This window comes from Aliiruegeria haliotis (assembly GCF_003003255.1).
Lineage (GTDB): Bacteria > Pseudomonadota > Alphaproteobacteria > Rhodobacterales > Rhodobacteraceae > Tropicimonas > Tropicimonas haliotis.
In genome coordinates this window covers 701,226-716,330 of record NZ_PVTD01000002.1, presented here as the reverse complement: position 1 = coordinate 716,330, position 15,105 = coordinate 701,226, and the positions used below count along the sequence as shown (strand labels likewise).

Sequence of the window (15,105 nt, the reverse complement as noted above, 5' to 3'; positions counted from 1 at the left end):
GTCTCTGCGGATCCGGAAGGGCGTCTGTGCGTCACTGCCCCTTTGTCCGGCCCGCCACACCGGTTAAGAAGGTTCAAACAAGATCTTGCGAGGCACCATGGCGCGACCTGTCGTCGGCATTATCGGCAACCACTACCTGATCAATGACGAATACCCGACCCATGCCGGTGGCACGATGAACTCGGAGGCCGTGGCAGAGGTCTGCGATGCCGTGCCGATGGTTGTCCCCACCGATCCGCGCTTTGTCTCGGTGCAGGATCTGATGGAGGTCTGCGACGGGTTCCTTCTGACCGGCGGGCGGCCGAATGTGCATCCCGAGGAATACGGAGAGGCCGCGACCGAGGCGCACGGTCAGTTCGATCGTGCCCGCGATGCCATTACCCTGCCGCTGGTGCGCGCACTGGTGGAGCGCGGACAGCCTTTCCTCGGGGTTTGCCGTGGCTTCCAGGAGGTGAACGTGGCCATGGGCGGGACGCTCTACCCGGAAATCCGCGACCTGCCCGGACGGTCGAACCACCGCATGCCGCCGGATGGCACGCTGGAGGAGAAATTTGCCCTGCGCCACACGGTCACCTTCACCGAGGGCGGGCCGTTTCACCGGCTTTTCGGGGCGCGTGAGGTCATGACCAACACCCTCCACGGGCAGGGGATCAAGGACCCCGGCAAACGGATCGTCATCGACGGTCACGCACCGGACGGCACACCTGAGGCAATCTATGTCGAGGGCGCGCCGGGATTCACGATGTCCGTGCAATGGCATCCGGAATACCGGGCGGCACGCGATCCGGTTTCAAGGCCACTCTTCGAGGCGTTCGGCGATGCCGTGCGGAACTGGGCCAGTGGTCGGCACGCGGTCCTGAAGCGCGCCTGAACGCGGCGGAGATCTGTCCTGATCCGTGGGGCGCCCCTTAGTGCATCGATTTCCGGATGCGGCGGATCAACAGGAAGACAATCAGCACGACCAATGGTGTCAGGATCGCCGTGGTCGTGCCCTTGCTGAGCCCCAGTGGTTCTTGCAGCGGGTAGGTCAGGTAGCTTGCGAGGTTCAGCGCGTAGTAGCTGATCGCAACGACGGAGAGCCCCTCGACAGTCTGTTGTAGTCGCAGCGCAAGGTCGGCGCGCCGGTCCATGCTCTCAAGCAGCTTCTGGTTCTGGGCCTGTCTCTCCACATCCACCCGCGTCCGTAGAAGGTCGCCCGCGCGCGCGGCCCGGTCGGACATCGCCTGAAGGCGTTTCTCCGTGGAGAGCACCGTGCGCATGGCCGGATCGAATCGGCGTGTCATGAACTCCCGCAGGGTCTGCCGCCCTTGGAATCGGCCCTCCCGAAGCACTCGGATCCGATCGTCTACGATGGCCTCGTAGGCGCCCGTTGCGCCAAAGCGGAAGGTTGACGTCGCGAGCAGGTTTTCCAGCGTTGCGGAGATGTCCAGCAATTGTCCGAGCGAGCCCTCGGCATCCGTGCCAGCCCCTGACAACCCGCCAACCAACTCCGTTAGTTGCAGATCCAGCGGGCCCATCTTCCGGTCGAGGTCCCGCGCCCGCTGCAATCCCAACAAGGCCATCGTCTTGTAGATCTCGATCTCTGTCAGGCGCTGAACAATCCGGCCAACCCGGCGTTCCCCCATGTCCGGCCGCACGAACAGCGCTATGCGGACATGTCCTGTCGTGTCGATCCGGAAATCGCTGGCTGCGATTGCAACATCGTCAAGCACTCTGGACGCCGCCAGGCTCTCTGCCACGAACCAGTCCACGAGGCTCGCCGCGATCATTGCTTCGTCCTCGAACTGCTCGATGCGGATCAGCGCCGAGGTCATGACAGCGCCTGGCGCCTCCGCGAGCCAGTCCGCCGGCAGGACCTCGTAGGCGCTTGGATCGAAAGGGCGGTCCTCCAACCCGTCGAGAAACAGCGTGTAGGTGGTGAACTCGGTGTGGCATTCCCATTTCAGCTTGTGCCGCCCCAAAGTGCCGAACCAATGCGTCGCCCCGGGTTGCGGATGCGGGGCGCCGAACCGGTCCAGCAGCGCCAAAAGGTGGGCGCGATCCGCGTCCCGATCCCTCCTTGCGGCGTTTTTAGGTTGCTTGAGCGCGAGGAAAAACGCCCGCCCGGGTGCAGCGAGCGAGGGGAATGGCCGCGCATGCAACTCGTTGGCGAGGTCATAGCGGCGGGGGTGATCGGCCATGGCGGCAACTTGGTCGGTCCTGGTCATGCGGTCAGATAACGTAGCGGAAACAGCGCTGTAAAAGGGTTTTTGGGCATGCCTTGGCATACCGCGCGAACGACATCCACCTGTCGCATGCAGGCAATTCAAGGTCCCGCCAATTGGGCAATGTGGGGAACAGCGGGATGGAGATGCCAATGCGTGTCGGGTTCGTGGGTTTGGGCAACGTGGGCGCAAAGCTCGCGGGGAGCTTGTCGAGAAACGGGTTCGACCTGATGGTACTGGATCTCGACCCAGCGGCTGTTGCGCCCTTTGTCGAGCGCGGAGCGGTGGCGGCAAAGGACCCTCGCCAGATGGCGGAGGCCTGTGATCTGGTCATGACCTGCCTGCCAAGTCCGGTCGCCTGCGCGGCAGTTGTCGAGGGTCCCGACGGGCTGCTTGAAGGATTGGGCGCCGGCAAGATCTGGGCAGAGATGTCCACAACCGACGCGTCCGAAGTGGCGCGCCTTGCAGAGAAGGTGCATGCGACCGGCGCGGCCGCGGTGGAATGCCCGGTGTCGGGGGGCTGTCATCGGGCGGACACCGGTAATATCTCCATCTTTGCAGGCTGCGACCGGGAGACCTTCGAGCGGATGCTGCCGATCCTGACCACGCTCGGCCGCCGCGTTCTGCATACCGGCGACATCGGCACGGCCTCTGTCCTCAAGGTGATGACCAACTACCTCGCCACGGCCAACCTGGTAACGCTGTGCGAGGCTCTGGCCACATCCGCAGCCGCAGGGCTGGACCTCGGCACGACATACGAAGCCATACGCATTTCCTCGGGCAATTCCTTCGTGCACGAGACAGAAAGCCAGGTGATCCTGAATGGCTCTCGCGACATCTCCTTCACCATGGACCTGGTGAACAAGGATATCGGCCTGTTCCAGTCCATAGCGGAGTCCAATGGCGTGCCGCTGGAAGTTTCGCCCCTGCTCAATCGGATCTTTCAGGATGGGGAGCGACGCTTTGGCGGACGCGAACTTTCTCCCAACATCATCAAGCGGCTGGAGGAGGCGACGGGTCTGGACATCCGCGCCTCCGGCTTCCCGTCCGAGATGGTCGACGACGAGCCGGAGGCGCCGGGCTATGAAGTCGTCCCGAGACACCGCGCCCGGGGCGCCTAGCTGGACATGATCAGGCAGGTGGTCGACCCGCTTGCATAGAGCTGCCCATCGTCCGCTCCGCGCAACTCACCACTGGCGACACCGGTGCTGCGGCCTGCATGCTGGCTGGTTCCGATGCAGAGAACCTCCGTACCCTCGGAGAGTGCACGGACAAGATTGACTTTGAACTCAAGGGTTGTTTGCGCTGACCCTTTCGGCAGCAGGGTCATCACGGCGCAGGCCATCGCGGAATCCAGGAGGGTGCCGTACCAGCCACCGTGCACACCGCCCAACACGTTCAGATGGCCGAACTCCGGCGTGCCGCGAATGACGACCCGTCCCTGCGCGACCTCCTCCACGCGATAGTTCAGCAGCGCCCCGATAGGCGGTCCGGAGATCCTGCCATCCTGCACGCGACGCATGAAGTCCAACCCGGACAGGGAGAGCAGTGTTTCCCTGTCGGACAGCTCTTCGCGGGTGCTGGCAAAAAACGGCCCTGTCACACGCGGCTGCCGGGCATCGTGCGATGGGTGGGGACCGTCGGTCCCATCACGCGACGTTTTCGAGCGCAGCCTGTTGGGTGATCCCGAGCGCGTGGCAGATGTCATGCGTCAGGTGCGGCTTGTTGAGCGTGTAGAAATGCAGGTGCTCCACACCGCCGTCGATCAGTTCCGAGCAGAGTTCGGTGGCAACGGCAATGGCCAGCAGTTCCTCGCGATCGTCGCGAATCGCGTGGGCGAATGCATCGTCGAGCCAGCCGGGAATGCTCGCGCCGCACCGCGTGGCAAACCGCTTGGTGTTCGCCCAATGCTCGATCGGCAGGATGCCGGGAAGGATCGGTGCATCGATTCCGGCCGCCGCACAGGCGTCACGGAACCGGAAGAACGTCTCCGCCTCGAAGAAGAACTGGGTGATCGCCCCGTCTGCGCCGGCATCGATCTTGCGCTTGAGCCACTCGACATCCGACGTGTCGGAGGCGGCTTCCGGGTGGCGGTCGGGATAGGCGCCGACGCGGATGGTGAAGTCGCCGGACGCTTTCAATGCAGAGATCAACTCGCAACTGTCGCGGAACCCGTCGGGGTGCGGCTCGAAACGCGTGGCCCCCTTGGGAGGGTCACCGCGCAGCGCCACGATGTCGGTCACACCGGCTTCGGCATAGCTTTTGGCGATGGCCAGCGTCTCTTGCCGTGTGGCGTCCACGCAGGTCAGATGCGCGGCCACACGCAGCTCCGTCGTGCTGTGGATCGCGGAGACAGCTTCGTGCGTGAGTCGCCGCGTCGTGCCTCCGGCCCCGTAGGTGACGGAGACGAACTCCGGCTGCAGCGGGGCCAGCGCCTGCACGGTGTCGTGCAAACGGAAGGAGGCTTCCACCGAGCGCGGGGGGAAGAATTCGAACGAGACGTTGGGCACGGTCATGGCGCGTTTTGATCCTCTTGTGTCGCAAAGGGGCTTCGCATATCACGCCGGGTGAAGCAATTTCATAATCATCAAGAAGGTTATGTGCCTGATGCATGTTGAGCTGCGCCACCTTCGGACGATCAAGGCCATCCACGAGGCCGGTGGGCTGGCGCGTGCGGCGGATCTGCTCAATATCACGCAATCCGCGTTGAGCCATCAGGTGAAGGGGCTGGAAGACCAGGCCGGGATGGAGTTGTTCGTGCGCCGCTCCAAGCCGCTGAAGCTTTCGGCCGCCGGTTTGCGCATGTTGCGCACCGCGGAGCGTGTCCTGCCTGAAATGGCGGCCCTCGAAGAGGAGTTCAGCGGGCTGCGCGCGGGAAAGTCCGGCCGGTTGCACATCGCAATCGAGTGCCACGCCTGCTTCGAATGGCTGTTCCCGGTGCTGGAGGAATTCCGCAAGGCCTGGTCTGACGTCGATGTCGATATTCGTCCCGGGCTTGCATTCGACGCCATGCCGGCGCTGTGGAAGGAGGAGGTGGACGTGGTGATTTCCTCCGATCCGGAGGATATGGACGGCGTCACTTTCAACCCGCTCTTCGACTACGCGCCGGTCTTCGTCGCGTCCTCACGCCATCCCCTGGCGGAAAAGGAGTACGTCGAGGCGGAGGATTTCCGGGGTGAGGTCCTGATTACCTATCCGGTCGAACGGAGCAAGCTGGACGTCTTCAGCCAACTCCTGACGCCGGCAAAGGTGGAGCCGCGCTCCGTGAGACAGGTGGAACTGACCGCCGTCATTCTTCTGCTTGTGGCCTCCAATCGCGGCGTGGCCGTGTTGCCGGACTGGGTCGTGCGGGAGGTGCGGTACAACTCGGACTATGTGACTCGCCCGATCACGCAGGCGGGAATCACCCGCAGGCTTTTTGCCGCGACCCGCTCTGACGATATCGAGAAGCCCTTCATGGCGCATTTCCTGCGCCTGGCGCGGACGGTTCCGGTCAGGTTGCAGCGCGGGTAGGCAGCGGCGCGGGAAAGGCCCGACCGTATTGCGACGGCACGATAAAGAGATCCGTGCGCCCCAGCGCCTCGCCCAGAGCCGGTTCCAGCGTCGCGGTCAGCTTGTCGACGTCGGCCGCCGTTACCGGAGCACCGGTGTCGACATAGATCACCACGAGAAAGCTGCGCCCGAGCTTCATCACCGTAAGGTCGACGATCCGCAGTCCTGCCTGCTGCACCTGTGCGCGCACTGTACGGCGAGCGATCGCGATCTTGTCCGGGGCGGCCGTAACGCCTGCCAACTCGCCAAGACTGGAGCGGAAATCGCTTATGTAGCTGGTCGTGGCCACACAGCAGAGCGCCAGGACCACGATGGAATCACCAATTGGCGCGATGCCGGACAGTGGACCGTCCTTGAAGAACGCGATGGCCAGAAGACCCCCAGCGGCGCTTGCCGTTATCAGCGTGTCAAAGGCCGCGGCCTTGGCTTCGAGGTGCAGGATCTCGCTGCGCCGTCCGCCCTTGCGCCACGCACTGTAGTGAAAGAACCAAAGCGCCGCGCAGGTCAGCCCGACGATGGCGAAATACACCACCATCGGCTCGTACTGGAGCGGCGGCGGCTGCGTGCCGTCCAGATAGGCGAGGATGGAAGTGATGGCATAGACGCTGGCGACGCACACCAGCACCAGCAGCGACAGGGACCTGAATGTCGTGAAGATCGTCTCGTCCACGGCATATCCCATGGGTCGCAGCCGATCGGGACCGGCTGCGACCTTGCGGCTGATGCGGAGTGCAACAAAAGCCGCGAAAAAACCGATCAGGGAAAACAAGCCGTCGAGCAGCAGCGCCTGCGAATTGGACAGCGCCGCGGCGAGGACCCCGCAGGCCCCCATGAACAGGTTGCCAACCATGCCAACACGCAGGGCGCGATTCTCGGCAATCTCTTCGGGGCGGCTGGCTGGATCAGGCACAGTCGGGCTCCTGTATGTCCTTGCCCGCACGGGCCGTGGGGCGTTCCGACAGCGATACGCGATATTCCTGTCGCGCCCAACAGGCAGTTGCCTTGGGGCGAGCCTCATCCGGTTCGACAAATCCGCGCCGTCGTGTTCGGGCCTCTTGGGCGGCGGCCTCGTGCCATTGTCGCGTTGGCTGGCATGGGCCTGTCCGACACGGTGCACCGACGACACTTCGGGGGAGTCCGGTGCGGCAGGCGCCCTTCGGTTTGATCTGTAAACGGGGCCCGGTTGATCGCGTTGAGGAGCGGCCGATCGGCCAGATATCTAACGGCAAGCACACGATGCCGCGCCTCTTCCGGCAGAGAGAAGCCGTCCCACGAGCAAGTATCGGCATCCTAGGGGCCACCAGATACCGGAACGCGGGCCATTTCTCAGTCAGTTGTGGCCCAAGCCCCCCCCCGGCCACGAAGCAGGCCGGCGGCAGTCATCCGCGCGTGTCACCCCGGCCATGTGCCCAAGCGGGTTCCCTTCCGCGATCAGTCTCGCTATACGCGCTGCCTGAACCAAAGGAGCCTCCGCCATGCAGGGCAGCGCCAATCTCAATATCATGATCAAGACCGCTCGAAACGCGGGCCGTTCGCTGGTCAAGGATTTCCGCGAGGTGGAAAACCTGCAGGTCGGTCGCAAGGGGCCGGGCGACTTCGTCACCAAGGCGGACATGTCCGCGGAGCAGATCATCCGCGACGAGTTGATGGCCGCGCGTCCGACATACGGATGGGTTGGCGAAGAAACCGGCGAGGTCGAGGGCAAGGATCCAACGCGCCGTTGGATCGTGGATCCGCTGGATGGCACGACGAACTTCCTGCATGGGTTGCCGCATTGGGCCGTGTCCATCGCGCTCGAGCACAAGGGCGAAATCGTGGCTGGTGTCGTCTTCGACGCGGCGAAGGACGAGATGTACTACGCCGAGAAGGGCGCGGGAGCCTGGATGAACGAGAGCCGCATTCGGGTTTCAGGCCGCAACCGGATGAGCGAGGCGATCTTCGCCACGGGCGTGCCTTGGGGGGCGAAGAAAACACTGCCCGCCACCGTGCACGACCTGGCACAGTTGATGCCGACATGCGCTGGTGTGCGTCGCTGGGGCGCGGCGTCGCTCGACCTCGCCTATGTCGCGGCAGGCCGGTACGAAGGCTACTGGGAGCGTGAGATCAGCGCCCATGACGTCGCTGCGGGCATTATCCTGGTGCGGGAGGCCGGTGGTTTTGTCGAACCGCTGCGCGCCGATGGCAGCATCTTCGACCAGGGGGCCGTGATCGCCTGCAACAGCGGCGTATTCGAGAAATTCGCAAAGACTTTGCGGGACCGCTGATCAAAGAGCGTCAGTGGCCGAAACCGTTGCCTAGCGACGACGTCGGACCGTGGGGATGCTCGTGACACGGTAGTTGGCCGCCGGGTGTGGCGGGTGGCCAAGTGTGCGGGACCAGAATGCCCGTCCACCAAGCCGCAGCCAGACCGGAAGAGTCAGCACAGCGCCGATGATGAACCCGCCGGCGTGCGCCCAGTAGGCCACGCCTCCTTCATCGGGGTTGGCTCCGGTCGCTGCGATCACCTGCAATAAGAACCACGCCAGCAGCATCACCCACGCGGGCATCGAAAAGACCCGGAAGAAGATGATGATGATCAGCAATATGTCGACCCGTGCACGCGGAAACAGCAGCAGGTAGCCCCCCATCACGCCCGCGATCGCGCCCGAGGCTCCGACCGTCGGCACCATCGATCCCGGCGAAAAGGCAACGTGGAAGACCCCCGCCGCGATCCCGCTTGCCAGGTAGAAGACCAGGAACCCCAGGTGGCCCATCATGTCTTCGAGGTTGTCGCCGAAAATCCACAGGAACAGCATATTGCCCAGCAGGTGCAGGACGCCGCCGTGGAGAAACATGGATGTAAGATAGCTGTGCAGGTCGGCCTGCGCGGGGACCAGTGCGTAGTTGGCATAGAACAGGCCCAATGCGCGGGGCTGGTCGAACAGAGGCCAGTAGCTCAGGAAAATCAGCACATTGGCAGCGATCAACCCGAAGGTCACGTAGGGCGTGCGGCCGGAAGGATTGTGATCGCGGATTGGAAACATGGGCGGAGGCTATCGGTGTCGCTTGCGGGGTCAAGCAAAGAAACGATGACGCAGCCGTGAGTTGACGGTGGGGCCGGCGCGTTGGGACACTTGATCCATGATCCGCATCGCTTCCATTGTCGCCCTCGCCACTATCGCCTCCGGCGCGATGGCGGAGACCTGTCCGCCCGCGGATCCCGATCTGGATCGCCGGGACGAGATCCTGCGCCGTGTCCAGCAGGCGCCCGATGCCCGCTCCGGGCAGATCCTTGCCAACGAGCTTTGGGAGATCTGGGCCGAGGCGCCGGACGCACATGCGCAGGAGCTTCTGGACGAAGGGATCGACCGGCGGGCGGCTTTCGATCTCGCCAATGCGGAGGCGGCCTTCGAGGCGTTGATCGCCTACTGCCCGGACTATGCGGAGGGTTACAACCAGCGTGCCTTCGTGCTGTTTATCCGCCAGGATTTTGCACTGGCGCTGGAAGACCTGCACCGCGCGCTGGATCGAAGCCCGGAACACCTCGGTGCGCTGACGGGACGGGCGATGACCTACATGGCGCTTGGGCGGAACCGCGACGCGTTGACGGATCTTGAGGCGGCGTTGACCATGAACCCGTGGCTGAAGGAGCGCGATCTGGTTCCGGTCCTGCGCCACCGTCTCGGCGAACAGGATCTCTAGCATCTCCCAGCCGACACTGTCGGACCTGATGAGGCGGGTGCGGGCCATCGACGCAAACGTTTCGGAGCCCCCGGAGATTTGTGTGCGATAACGCTGCGTTGCAGCAAGTTGCTCAGGTGTGGAGCCGAAACGGCTCACAAACTTATCCACAGGGCAGGGCGGGGCAGCATAGAAATGTCAGTGGTTTCTCGCCTTAATGCATACGTTCCAACTTTGGTCGAGTTCTGAAAATATGAAAATAAATCAAAGTCTTACACCTGTGTCTGTAAGAATCGTCGCACCCATTGATCGGTGCGTCGGGTCAAGGGGTAACCTCGGGTCATAGCCGGGCTGAAAACGGATTCGGAGTGGCGGAAGTTATCCACAGCCTGAAGCCCGGCATCGCGGAACCTGCGTGAACGGAAGATGAACCGGCCCCGCGGACAGGGTCGCGAGGGCCGGAAATCCCTATAGTCCGAGCAGTAATCCCGGCAGGTAGAGGACGATGGCGGGCCACATCACCAGCCCTGCGATGGTGAGCGCATCGGCGACAAAGAAGGGCGACGTCCCGCGGAACACGTCCTGAACCGACAGGTCGGGCCGAACCCCGGCGACCACGAAACAGTTGAGCCCGATCGGTGGGGTGATCAAGCAGAGTTCCGCCATCTTCACCACGATGATCCCGAACCAGATCGCGCAGCCCGTGGCGGACATGCCGAAGGCCGAATCCGCGGCCGCGACGCCTTCGCCACCATTGAGCGCGATCACGGCCGGATAGACGATGGGCAGCGTCAGAAGCAGCATACCGATGGCGTCCATGAACATGCCCAGCACCGCATAAGCCAGTAGGATCAGCAGCAGCGTCATCATTGGCGGTTGTTGCAGGCTGGTGATCCAGTCGGAGAATGCGCCCGGCAGATCGGCAAATCCGAGGAAGCGGACATAGATCAGCACGCCCCAGATGATGGTGAAGATCATCACCGAGAGCTTGGCGGTCTCCAGAAGGGCATCCTTGAGCTGGCTCCAGCGCATGCCGCGCCAGACCGCGATGCAGAAGACCACGAATGCGCCGAGCGCACCGCCCTCGGTCGGTGTCCCCCAGGCATCGCCGCCGAAGGGGTTGTAGACGAAGAACAGGATGATCACGACAACCGCGAAGATCGGCAGCGCCCCGGGGAGCGCCTCGAACCGCTGCCGCCAGGTGAAGCCGGAAACCGGGGGGCCGAGCTTCTTCCAGACGAGGGCCATGCCGATCACCATCCCGCCGTAGATCAGCGCTGAGAAAGCACCGGGAATGAACCCGGCAAGGAGCAGGGCGCCCACATCCTGTTCCACGATGATCGCGTAGATGACGAGGATCGCAGAGGGCGGAATGAGCGACGCCAGTGTGCCGGCGGCGGCGACCACACCGGCCGCGAAGCGCTTGTCGTATCCGACCTCCAGCATCTCCGGGATGGCGATGCGCGCGAAGACTGCCGAGGTGGCGACGGAGGCCCCGGAAACCGCGGCGAAGCCCGCGGTTGCGAAGACCGTTGCCACGCCAAGCCCGCCGGGCAGCCATCCGACCCACCGTTTTGCAGCGGTAAAGAGCGCCTTGGTCAGTCCGGCGTAGTAGGCAAGGTAGCCGATCAGGATGAACGTAGGAATCAGACTGAGTGCCTGGCTCGTGACCTTGGAATGGGGCACCTGGCCTGCTGTCTTGGTCGCGACGGTGAGGGCCCACATGAACTGCTCGGGATCGTAGCCCTTCTTGGCCCAGAAGATCCAGACAAGGCCGACCACGCCGGCAATCGCGGCTGCAAAGGCGACGCGTGTTCCGATCAGGACGAGGACCAGCAGCATGCCGGTGACGACAAGGCCGATATCAATGGGTTCCATCAGCGGTCGTCCTCCATTCCGGAGACGTGCTCCGCTTCATGCGCGGCCTGCGTGGCCGCGTCCTCTATGAGCGGCACGGCGACCGGGCGTTCGTCCCCTCGCAGGAAGGCGCGCGTGAAACTGTAAAGCTGTAGCAGCAGCCGAAGTGCGAGGACCGACAGGGCCACGGGAACGATGAGCTTGGCCGGCCAGATCGGCAATCCGATGTCGATGGAGCTGTCGCGGCTCCACATCGGCATCGCCATGTCGAAGCTCCGTTGGAAATGCGCCCAGCTTCCCCAGACCAGAAGCAGGGTCACAAGCAGCATGCAGAGGGTGGAGATGGCCTCGAAGAGCCAGAGCGCCCGTCCGGAGAGCTGGCTAACCAGGATATCCATCCGGATATGGCCTCCAAGCCGCATGACATAGGCAACACCGATGGTGGCGATGATAGGCATGAACTGCTCGATCCAGTCGACATACCCTGCCAGCGGGCGATTGAACCCGTTCCGACCGGCAACGTTGATCACTGCGAGGATCATGAGCCCGAAGATTGCAATGCCGCCGATCAGGGCGAGGAATGTTTCAAGTCTGAACAGCGCGCGGTCGGTGCGGCTGAGGGCGGAATCGTCGGTCAGGACGGAAGAGGCGCCGGCCATGTGGTCCCTCGGGTGTTGTTGCGTGAAAGGGACGTCCGCGTGGTCGGGCGTCCGGGTGGTTGCGCGCGTTCGATGAGTGGGAAATCCCGGGAAGTGGCCACTTCGCGTTTGGGTAGCCTCCCGGGAGGTACGGATGAATGCGGCCGCTTCCCGGTGCGTTCTTTGTCAGGTTGGCGCCATGTCACCCTTGGTGGGCAATGGCATTCTGACCGCTTCGGAGGTGGCCCTTCGCCCTGCCAGGCGGGGCGAAGGGCCATTCCGGTGCTACATGCCCACCTTGGAATGCACGAGGTCCAGAAGCTCCTGCGCGGGCAGGCCACGCTTGCTGTTTTCCTCGACCCAAGCGGCTGCGGCAGGACCCGCAACTTTCTCGCGGAAGGCGGCGAGCGCGTCATCGGAGAAGGTCACCTGCTCGATGCCCTTTTCCTCCAGCAGCGGTCCCCATTTCGCCATCGTATTGTTGTTGTAGAAATCGACGTAATGCGCGAGCGCCTCGTCCACCGAGCCGAGCAGAGCCTCGCGCTCTGCATCGGAGAGCATCTCCAGGGCGTCGGTGTTCACGACCACCGGGCAGTTGACGGCGCCCGGGTTGAGGTTGGTCGTCCACCAGGTGGCGTTCTCGACGGTGCCGAACGACATGTGCGCATGCGGCGCGAAGGCTGCGGCCTTGATCACGCCGGAATCCATCGCCTGCCGGACTTCCGAGGCCGACATGGAGGTCGGCACGGCGCCGATAGTTTCCATCGCCTTGCCGATGCCACCGGTCGCCCGCACGGAGAGCCCTGCGAAATCCTCAAGGCTGTGCGGGGCACCACCGACGCCGATGATATTGTACTGCGGCAGGGGCGAGGGCATCAGCAGCGTCGCATTCCAGCGGCCAAGGTCCTTCACGGTTGCCGGATGCTCGTAGACCGCCTTGGAGACCTCGATCTCCTTTTCCAGGCTGTCGATCCCGAGGAACGGCAGTTCCATCACCGTGATGGAGGGGTTCTTGTCGGGGTGATAGCCTGCACAGAACTGGGCCATCTCGAACGCGCCGATCTCGATCCCGTCGAGGTTCTCGCGGTTCTTGGAGAGGCCACCGTAGGAGATGTTTAGAGTGAACTCGCCGCCTGTCTTTTCGGAGACAAGCTCGGCCAGTTTCTCGACATGTTCAGTGAAGGCGCGGCGTTTTCCCCAGAGCGAGACGTTCCACTCGGTTGCGAACGACTCGCCTGCGAAGGCAAGGGTCAGCGCGGCAATGGTGCCCGCCTTGACAACGGTGTGCATGTTTTTCTCCCTGATACTTTTTTCTTGCCCGGCCGGGACATCCTGACGCGGGCTCGTTCAGAGCCTGCGCAGGCCACTGGCGATTTGCAAGGCGGCGTTTGCCCAAATTTCGGGCAAACCATGTTCGGGGCATGGCAGCGCGCGGCAGGGACAGTGGGCAGGCAACTGCGGTTCTCTGTCGCCATGACCTCGGCAATAGCAGGCGGCACGACGACACTGCAAAACTCGGGGCCATTCGGCATCTTGCCCTCGGGGCCGGCGGAAGGGTAGGTGAAGGGTAGCACTTCCAGAGGTCTTCTCCGATGTCCAACCCTTTGTTCGATGCCCTCTTTGCGCCTCATATCGGCAAGGAAACGCCATTCCTGATGCTGCCCGAGGGCGGCGTGATAAGCCACGGGACCTTCATGTCCATGGCAGCGCAATACGCCCATGTGCTTCGCGACATGGGGCTGGAACCCGGCGACCGGCTTGCCGCGCAGGTCGACAAGTCACCGCAGGCGCTGGCCGTCTACGCGGCTTGTGTGATGGCCGGCGTTGTCTTCCTGCCGCTCAACACCGGCTACACCCATCTCGAAGTCGACTATTTCATCGAGAATTCGGGCGCGAATCTGGTGCTGGGCCGGGAGGACGCGCTGCGGGACCTGCAACGGGATTGCGACCGCATGGGCGTCCGGTTCGAAACTCTGGAACTTGATGGAACCGGGTCCTTCCCGGAAGCGGCACAATCGCAGCCGGACCATTTCGACGTCGTCGACCGGGCTGAGACAGATCTTGCCGCGCTGCTCTACACATCCGGTACGACGGGGCTGTCGAAAGGCGCGATGCTCACCCAGCGCAACCTGCTCTCGAACACCGTTGTGCTCAAGGAATACTGGCGCTTTACCGACAGTGACGTGCTGATCCATGCGCTGCCGATCTTTCACACGCACGGGCTCTTCGTGGCCACCAACGTGATGCTGCTGGCCGGTGGAGCGATGATCTTCATGCCGCGGTTCAACCTTGACCAGGTTATGCAGGCCCTGCCGCATGCAACAACGATGATGGGGGTGCCGACGTTCTACACCCGGATGTTGGACGATCCCGCCTTCACTAAGGAGCTTTGCTCCAACATGCGGCTCTTCATCTCCGGCTCCGCGCCGCTCCTGTCGGAGACCCACAAGGCGTTCGAGGAGCGGACCGGCCATCGGATCCTCGAACGCTACGGCATGACCGAGACGAATATGAACACCTCCAACCCCTACAGGCATGAACGCCGGGCGGGCACGGTGGGCATGCCGCTGCCGGGCGTGGAGTTGAAGATCACCGACCCGGACACCGGAGAGGAGGTCCCGCGCGGTGATGTCGGGATGATCGAGGTGCGCGGCGACAATGTCTTCAAGGGCTATTGGCAGATGCCGGAAAAGACAGCGGAGGAGCTGCGACCGAACGGATTTTTCATCACCGGCGACCTGGGTCGGATGAGCGACGACGGCTATGTCACGATCGTTGGGCGGGGCAAGGACCTGATCATTTCGGGCGGGTTCAACGTCTATCCCAAGGATGTCGAACTCGTGCTGGATGACTTGCCTGGCGTGCTGGAAAGTGCGGTGATCGGTGCCCCACATCCCGATTTCGGGGAGAGCGTGGTGGCTGTGCTGGTGCCCGAGCCGGGCGCAGCGCTTGATATCGAAGCGGTGGAACATGCGCTGGACGGGCGGCTGGCACGGTTCAAGCAACCGCGGCACTACGTGATCGTGGACGAATTGCCACGCAACACGATGGGCAAGGTTCAGAAAAAGATCCTGCGCCAGACCTATGGCGATGTATTCGCCGCCTGACCTGGGGACCGGTGCAGTTTCCGAAGTCCGGGCCCATTTGCTGCGTACGATCTCCGCCGCTTGATGCGCCCCACGCGCGCCGAAGGC

Annotated in this window: 14 protein-coding genes; 6 read left to right on the top strand and 8 right to left on the bottom strand. The window is 63.4% G+C overall.

Features of this window, described 5'->3' with window-relative positions; genetic code table 11:
* The first annotated feature begins 97 nt into the window (after window positions 1-97).
* Window positions 98-871: a gamma-glutamyl-gamma-aminobutyrate hydrolase family protein gene (locus tag CLV78_RS08635; RefSeq protein ID WP_106204367.1), complete on the top strand. Its 774-nt coding sequence runs from the start codon at window positions 98-100 to the stop codon at window positions 869-871.
* A gap of 37 nt (window positions 872-908) precedes the next feature.
* Here the strand turns inward: CLV78_RS08635 and CLV78_RS08630 are convergent, their stop codons facing one another.
* The gene (locus tag CLV78_RS08630) at window positions 909-2,207 is read right to left on the bottom strand and encodes a DUF3422 family protein (protein ID WP_106204366.1); all 1,299 of its coding nucleotides are present in this window, start codon (window positions 2,205-2,207) and stop codon (window positions 909-911) included.
* 149 nt (window positions 2,208-2,356) lie between these two features.
* On the opposite strand from CLV78_RS08630, the gene CLV78_RS08625 reads away from it, so the two are divergent.
* Entirely contained in the window at window positions 2,357-3,325 is a 969-nt protein-coding gene (locus tag CLV78_RS08625; RefSeq protein WP_106204365.1) for an NAD(P)-dependent oxidoreductase, read from the top strand.
* Here CLV78_RS08625 and CLV78_RS08620 read toward each other — a convergent pair.
* Window positions 3,322-3,807, bottom strand: coding sequence for a PaaI family thioesterase (locus tag CLV78_RS08620; protein ID WP_245924880.1), 486 nt, complete (start codon window positions 3,805-3,807; stop codon window positions 3,322-3,324). The two genes, CLV78_RS08625 and CLV78_RS08620, sit on opposite strands and share 4 nt — an antisense overlap.
* Before the next feature lie 46 nt (window positions 3,808-3,853).
* Entirely contained in the window at window positions 3,854-4,720 is an 867-nt protein-coding gene (gene metF / locus CLV78_RS08615; protein WP_106204363.1) for a methylenetetrahydrofolate reductase [NAD(P)H], read from the bottom strand.
* Window positions 4,721-4,811: 91 nt separating this feature from the next.
* Between metF and CLV78_RS08610 the strand changes: the two genes are divergently transcribed.
* Entirely contained in the window at window positions 4,812-5,717 is a 906-nt protein-coding gene (locus CLV78_RS08610; protein WP_106204519.1) for a LysR family transcriptional regulator, read from the top strand.
* Here CLV78_RS08610 and CLV78_RS08605 read toward each other — a convergent pair.
* Entirely contained in the window at window positions 5,698-6,666 is a 969-nt protein-coding gene (locus CLV78_RS08605) for a cation efflux transmembrane domain-containing protein (protein WP_158263489.1), read from the bottom strand. The two genes, CLV78_RS08610 and CLV78_RS08605, sit on opposite strands and share 20 nt — an antisense overlap.
* A gap of 565 nt (window positions 6,667-7,231) precedes the next feature.
* Between CLV78_RS08605 and CLV78_RS08600 the strand changes: the two genes are divergently transcribed.
* Window positions 7,232-8,020 (top strand): inositol monophosphatase family protein, encoded by a 789-nt coding sequence (locus tag CLV78_RS08600; protein ID WP_106204361.1) that lies wholly within the window; start codon window positions 7,232-7,234, stop codon window positions 8,018-8,020.
* A 30-nt stretch (window positions 8,021-8,050) separates the two neighbouring features.
* On the opposite strand, the gene CLV78_RS08595 is transcribed toward CLV78_RS08600, so the two are convergent.
* Window positions 8,051-8,779, bottom strand: a complete 729-nt coding sequence (locus CLV78_RS08595; RefSeq protein WP_106204360.1) for a rhomboid family intramembrane serine protease — start codon at window positions 8,777-8,779, stop codon at window positions 8,051-8,053.
* Between the two features lie 97 nt (window positions 8,780-8,876).
* Between CLV78_RS08595 and CLV78_RS08590 the strand changes: the two genes are divergently transcribed.
* Window positions 8,877-9,437, top strand: a complete 561-nt coding sequence (locus CLV78_RS08590; RefSeq protein ID WP_106204359.1) for a tetratricopeptide repeat protein — start codon at window positions 8,877-8,879, stop codon at window positions 9,435-9,437.
* Between the two features lie 447 nt (window positions 9,438-9,884).
* Here the strand turns inward: CLV78_RS08590 and CLV78_RS08585 are convergent, their stop codons facing one another.
* The 3 genes from CLV78_RS08585 to CLV78_RS08575 form a co-directional block, all read right to left on the bottom strand.
* Window positions 9,885-11,294, bottom strand: a complete 1,410-nt coding sequence (locus tag CLV78_RS08585; RefSeq protein ID WP_106204358.1) for a TRAP transporter large permease — start codon at window positions 11,292-11,294, stop codon at window positions 9,885-9,887.
* Complete coding sequence (locus tag CLV78_RS08580; RefSeq protein WP_106204357.1) at window positions 11,294-11,932, bottom strand: TRAP transporter small permease subunit; 639 nt, start codon at window positions 11,930-11,932, stop codon at window positions 11,294-11,296. Before CLV78_RS08580 ends, CLV78_RS08585 begins: the two co-directional genes overlap by 1 nt.
* A 264-nt stretch (window positions 11,933-12,196) precedes the next feature.
* Window positions 12,197-13,201, bottom strand: a complete 1,005-nt coding sequence (locus CLV78_RS08575) for a C4-dicarboxylate TRAP transporter substrate-binding protein (RefSeq protein WP_106204356.1) — start codon at window positions 13,199-13,201, stop codon at window positions 12,197-12,199.
* Between the two features lie 302 nt (window positions 13,202-13,503).
* Between CLV78_RS08575 and CLV78_RS08570 the strand changes: the two genes are divergently transcribed.
* Window positions 13,504-15,018: a malonate--CoA ligase gene (locus CLV78_RS08570; protein ID WP_106204355.1), complete on the top strand. Its 1,515-nt coding sequence runs from the start codon at window positions 13,504-13,506 to the stop codon at window positions 15,016-15,018.
* Window positions 15,019-15,105: the final 87 nt, after the last annotated feature.

Coding starts and splice junctions, on each gene's coding strand:
- CLV78_RS08580 (WP_106204357.1), bottom strand. CDS start 11,932: ATGGCCGGCGCCTCTTCCGTCCTGACCGACGATTCCGCCCTCAGCCGC.
- CLV78_RS08610 (WP_106204519.1), top strand. CDS start 4,812: ATGCATGTTGAGCTGCGCCACCTTCGGACGATCAAGGCCATCCACGAG.
- CLV78_RS08575 (WP_106204356.1), bottom strand. CDS start 13,201: ATGCACACCGTTGTCAAGGCGGGCACCATTGCCGCGCTGACCCTTGCC.
- CLV78_RS08625 (WP_106204365.1), top strand. CDS start 2,357: ATGCGTGTCGGGTTCGTGGGTTTGGGCAACGTGGGCGCAAAGCTCGCG.
- CLV78_RS08600 (WP_106204361.1), top strand. CDS start 7,232: ATGCAGGGCAGCGCCAATCTCAATATCATGATCAAGACCGCTCGAAAC.
- CLV78_RS08590 (WP_106204359.1), top strand. CDS start 8,877: ATGATCCGCATCGCTTCCATTGTCGCCCTCGCCACTATCGCCTCCGGC.
- CLV78_RS08585 (WP_106204358.1), bottom strand. CDS start 11,294: ATGGAACCCATTGATATCGGCCTTGTCGTCACCGGCATGCTGCTGGTC.
- CLV78_RS08635 (WP_106204367.1), top strand. CDS start 98: ATGGCGCGACCTGTCGTCGGCATTATCGGCAACCACTACCTGATCAAT.
- CLV78_RS08570 (WP_106204355.1), top strand. CDS start 13,504: ATGTCCAACCCTTTGTTCGATGCCCTCTTTGCGCCTCATATCGGCAAG.
- CLV78_RS08630 (WP_106204366.1), bottom strand. CDS start 2,207: ATGACCAGGACCGACCAAGTTGCCGCCATGGCCGATCACCCCCGCCGC.
- metF (WP_106204363.1), bottom strand. CDS start 4,720: ATGACCGTGCCCAACGTCTCGTTCGAATTCTTCCCCCCGCGCTCGGTG.
- CLV78_RS08595 (WP_106204360.1), bottom strand. CDS start 8,779: ATGTTTCCAATCCGCGATCACAATCCTTCCGGCCGCACGCCCTACGTG.